At 54.7% G+C, this 3415-nt stretch carries 5 protein-coding genes; 1 reads left to right on the top strand and 4 read right to left on the bottom strand.

Annotated features, from left to right (window positions below; all coding sequences use genetic code 11):
- Positions 1 to 130: 130 nt before the first annotated feature.
- Positions 131 to 712, top strand: coding sequence for a hypothetical protein (locus ACO5R6_RS07240; RefSeq protein ID WP_485626516.1), 582 nt, complete (start codon positions 131 to 133; stop codon positions 710 to 712).
- On the opposite strand, the gene ACO5R6_RS07235 is transcribed toward ACO5R6_RS07240, so the two are convergent.
- The 4 genes from ACO5R6_RS07235 to ACO5R6_RS07220 all read right to left on the bottom strand — a co-directional run.
- On the bottom strand, positions 709 to 933 hold the full coding sequence (locus ACO5R6_RS07235) for a DUF951 domain-containing protein (protein WP_330670215.1): 225 nt from the start codon (positions 931 to 933) through the stop codon (positions 709 to 711). The two genes, ACO5R6_RS07240 and ACO5R6_RS07235, sit on opposite strands and share 4 nt — an antisense overlap.
- A 75-nt stretch (positions 934 to 1008) precedes the next feature.
- The gene (locus ACO5R6_RS07230) at positions 1009 to 1839 is read right to left on the bottom strand and encodes an SIR2 family NAD-dependent protein deacylase (protein ID WP_485626517.1); all 831 of its coding nucleotides are present in this window, start codon (positions 1837 to 1839) and stop codon (positions 1009 to 1011) included.
- A 73-nt stretch (positions 1840 to 1912) separates the two neighbouring features.
- Positions 1913 to 2761 (bottom strand): 16S rRNA (cytidine(1402)-2'-O)-methyltransferase, encoded by an 849-nt coding sequence (rsmI, locus tag ACO5R6_RS07225; protein WP_485626515.1) that lies wholly within the window; start codon positions 2759 to 2761, stop codon positions 1913 to 1915.
- 3 nt (positions 2762 to 2764) lie between these two features.
- Positions 2765 to 3415 (bottom strand): tRNA1(Val) (adenine(37)-N6)-methyltransferase (locus tag ACO5R6_RS07220; protein WP_485626514.1); only part of this gene is annotated, 651 nt, incomplete at its 5' end.

Below are 3415 nucleotides of genomic sequence, written 5' to 3'. Positions count from 1 at the left end.
AATATTCTTTGTCTATGAGATCAGAGCCGCTTGCACACGCTTATGGTATGTGATGGCTGGGATACCGGAAACGTTAGATATGTAAATCTAGACGATGCGTATTTTACTGATTATACGGGAACATGATTCCATGAATAAAAAAACTCTCTTTGTGCTAACTGCGATTGGTTTTCTTGCCATCGTCTCTATTATTTTCATTCATTTAGAAAGCCCAAAAGCCTCTGCCCCTCAATATCATAGGAACGGTGGCAATGACGATTTTCTATGCAACAGAACCGCCGCTCTTCTTTCTGTGGATTTAAGGCAAAGGCAACTGCATGTCCGCTTGGATGAAAGCGAAGCAGATGACATCCTCTCTCCCGATCAGCATAATTGCACTCTTGCCTACACACAGCCGGGATCTGTCCTGGAAAAGCTTCAACCTGGGGATCGTATTCGATTTTCCTTTTTTTATAATGCAAGGGGCGAGAGTCCTATCCCTCTTCATTCCGTCCAGAAGCTTTTACATGACAGCGGACGAGTGATTCGTATCTCCAGCAATAAAACGCTGATCGAAATACAGACTTCAGAAAAAACTATCACTCTTCTATCCTCAAAAGACAATCAAGCTCTGGCGACCATTGAAGCAGGAGACGATGTCAGCTTTGAATACTGGTATTCATTTCACGGAGATGCTGTAGAATCTCTTCTGTCCGTCAAAAAGACCTCTTAAACTTCCGCCCTTCCCTGATCGGCAACAAGGGGCTTTCTCTGTTCCTTCACCTTCCGTATGTTTTTCTCCACCTTGTTTCTGGGCAGCATGAGCAAATGCCCGCAGCCCAGACACTCCATGCGAATATCCGCCCCCACCCGCAGAAGCTTCCAGTCCTTGCTCCCGCAGGGATGGGGCTTTTTCATGGTGACAATGTCACCGACACGCAAATCCATGGGCATACATGCTCTCCTCATCTGTTTTTGTCAGAGCCATTGCTCGTCAAACTCGCGGCTATCTCCATCCCGCGAATCCGCTCAAAGCGCGCGGACCTCGGACGCTTTCGATACCCTGATCTTTCCCAGAATCTCCCCGATGGAGCCGTGGATCACCAGGTCCGCCAGCTCGTCCTGTCCGGTGGCGTCCCGGTTGATCAGCACCAGGTGATTCCCTCGATAATAGCGGATGAAACCAGCTGCCGGATATACCGTCAAAGAGGTTCCCCCGATGATGAGAAGGTCTGCCTCCCCGATTGCCTCCAGCGCGCCATTGATCACCGCTTGATCCAGACCCTCCTCGTAGAGGACCACATCCGGCTTGATGATTCCCCCGCAGACAGGGCAGTGAGGGACAGGCTTCTCAGCGTCCCTGTGCGCCAGCAGATATTCTCCGTCGAAGAAATGTCCGCAGGACATACAGTGATTCCGGTGAATCGACCCGTGCAGTTCGAATACCTTCCTGCTGCCAGCCCGCTGATGCAGTCCGTCAATGTTCTGAGTGATGACAGCGGACAGCTTGCCAGCAGTCTCCAGCTCCGCCAGCTTTTTGTGGGCGGCGTTTGGCTCGATGACCCCAGACGACCGCTCTCCCCCGGCAGGTGTTCCGGTCTGTCCGGACGATTTCGGAACCGCAAGACCGTCCACAAGCAGCTTATCAAAGTAGAAACGATAGAAGTCCTCCGGCTGACGCATAAAAAAGGAATGACTTAAGATCCTTTCCGGCGGATACTTGTAGTGCTCGTGATAGAGACCATCCTGACTGCGGAAATCCTTGAGCCCGCTCTCTGTGCTGACTCCTGCCCCGCCGAAGAAGACGATCTTAGAGGCGCCGTCAATCAGCGCCTGCAAGCTCCTGATCTTCTCTTCCAGATTTTGCTCGCTCATACCGCTCTCCTTCCCGAGGCTTCCTGTCATTTGCTTCTTCTGCCTCCACGCCTGCCTGTCAAATCTCCTTCAGCAGGGCCGCATAGACCTCTCTCTTGGGAATCCCCCGGTCCCTGGCCACGGCCTTCATGGCCTCCTTCCTGTCCAGTCCCTGATCCAGGTAGATCTGCATATGGCTGTCCAGATCCATCTCCTCCCAGCGGGCCCGGTCCTCAGAATCCGTCTCCTCCCAGGATTTGCCCTCGATGACCAGAACATACTCGCCGCGGGGCTCCCTCTGGCGGTAATAGTCCAGGCTCTGCCCCAGGGTCATCCGCGCTTTCTCCTCGTGCTTCTTGGTCAGCTCCCTGGCAACGGTCAGCTTTCTCTCCGGGCCCAGGGCCTCTGCCAGGTCCGCCAGGGTCTGCCTGAGACGATGCGGAGCCTCATAAATAACCATGGTTCTGGACTCGCTCTTAAGCTCCTCCAGGATTCTTTTCTTTTCCTTCTTATCTCTGGGAAGAAATGCCTCGAAGGCGAAGCGCCTGCAGGGCAGGCCGGAAGAAGTCACTGCCGTGATGACTGCCGCGGGACCGGGGATGGCATAGACCGAAATCCCCGCCTCATAGCACATGCGGGTCAGTTCCTCCCCCGGATCAGAGATCCCGGGCGTCCCCGCGTCCGTGATACAGGCGATGGTCGCGCCCGCGCGCATTTTCCCGATCAGGACCCTGGCCTTGTCGATCTTGTTGAACTCGTGATAGGCCGTCATGGGAGTGTGGATCTCAAAATGCCGCAGGAGCTTCATGGAATCGCGCGTATCCTCCGCCGCGATCAGGTCCGCCTCTTGTAAGACACGGACCGCCCGGTAGGTCATGTCCTCAAGATTTCCGATGGGCGTTGCTACCAGATAGAGACATCCTGCCATTGCTCACTCCTCTGTATCCCCGTCAAAATAGAGCTTCTTCACCTCATCCGTGTAAATGCCCTGCTCCCGATAAATCACCAGGGGAGGCTCCGCCTTAAGCCAGCTTCGTCCCCCTCTGACCCCCTCCAGCAGAACCATATTGGGCTCCCGGTCCGCGTAGGGATAAACCAGGCGCATGCGCTTTGGCTCCAATCCGTAGTCGTGCATCAGAGTCATGATCTCCACCAGGCGAAAGGGCCTGTGGACAAAATAAGAATGGCCGCCGGGCCTCAATAGCCTGGCTGTCTCCCGAACCACATCCTCCAGGGAACAGAGCAGCTCATGCCTGGCAATGGCCATGGGACCCGATGGATTGGTCAGGCCATGCTTATTTGTCATATAGGGAGGATTGCAGGTGACCACATCAAAGGAGGCCGGGCCGAAGATCTCGTGGGCCCGCTTCAAATCCCCCTCCACAATCTCAATGCGGTCTTCCAGGCCGTTGAGACGGGCGCTTCTCCGGGCCATATCACAGGAATCCGCCTGAATCTCAAGCGCTTTGTATTCCGCCCCTCCATACCTGGCTTCCATCAGAATCGGAATGACACCGGTGCCGGTTCCAAGGTCCAGAACCCTGTCGCCCTCCTTATTATTGGCAAATGCCGCCAGAAGGAC

This window comes from Shuttleworthella sp. (genome assembly GCF_057251025.1).
This window is presented reverse-complemented; position numbering and strand designations above follow the sequence as displayed.

Coding starts and splice junctions, on each gene's coding strand:
- ACO5R6_RS07240 (WP_485626516.1), top strand. CDS start 131: ATGAATAAAAAAACTCTCTTTGTGCTAACTGCGATTGGTTTTCTTGCC.
- ACO5R6_RS07235 (WP_330670215.1), bottom strand. CDS start 933: ATGCCCATGGATTTGCGTGTCGGTGACATTGTCACCATGAAAAAGCCC.
- rsmI (WP_485626515.1), bottom strand. CDS start 2,761: ATGGCAGGATGTCTCTATCTGGTAGCAACGCCCATCGGAAATCTTGAG.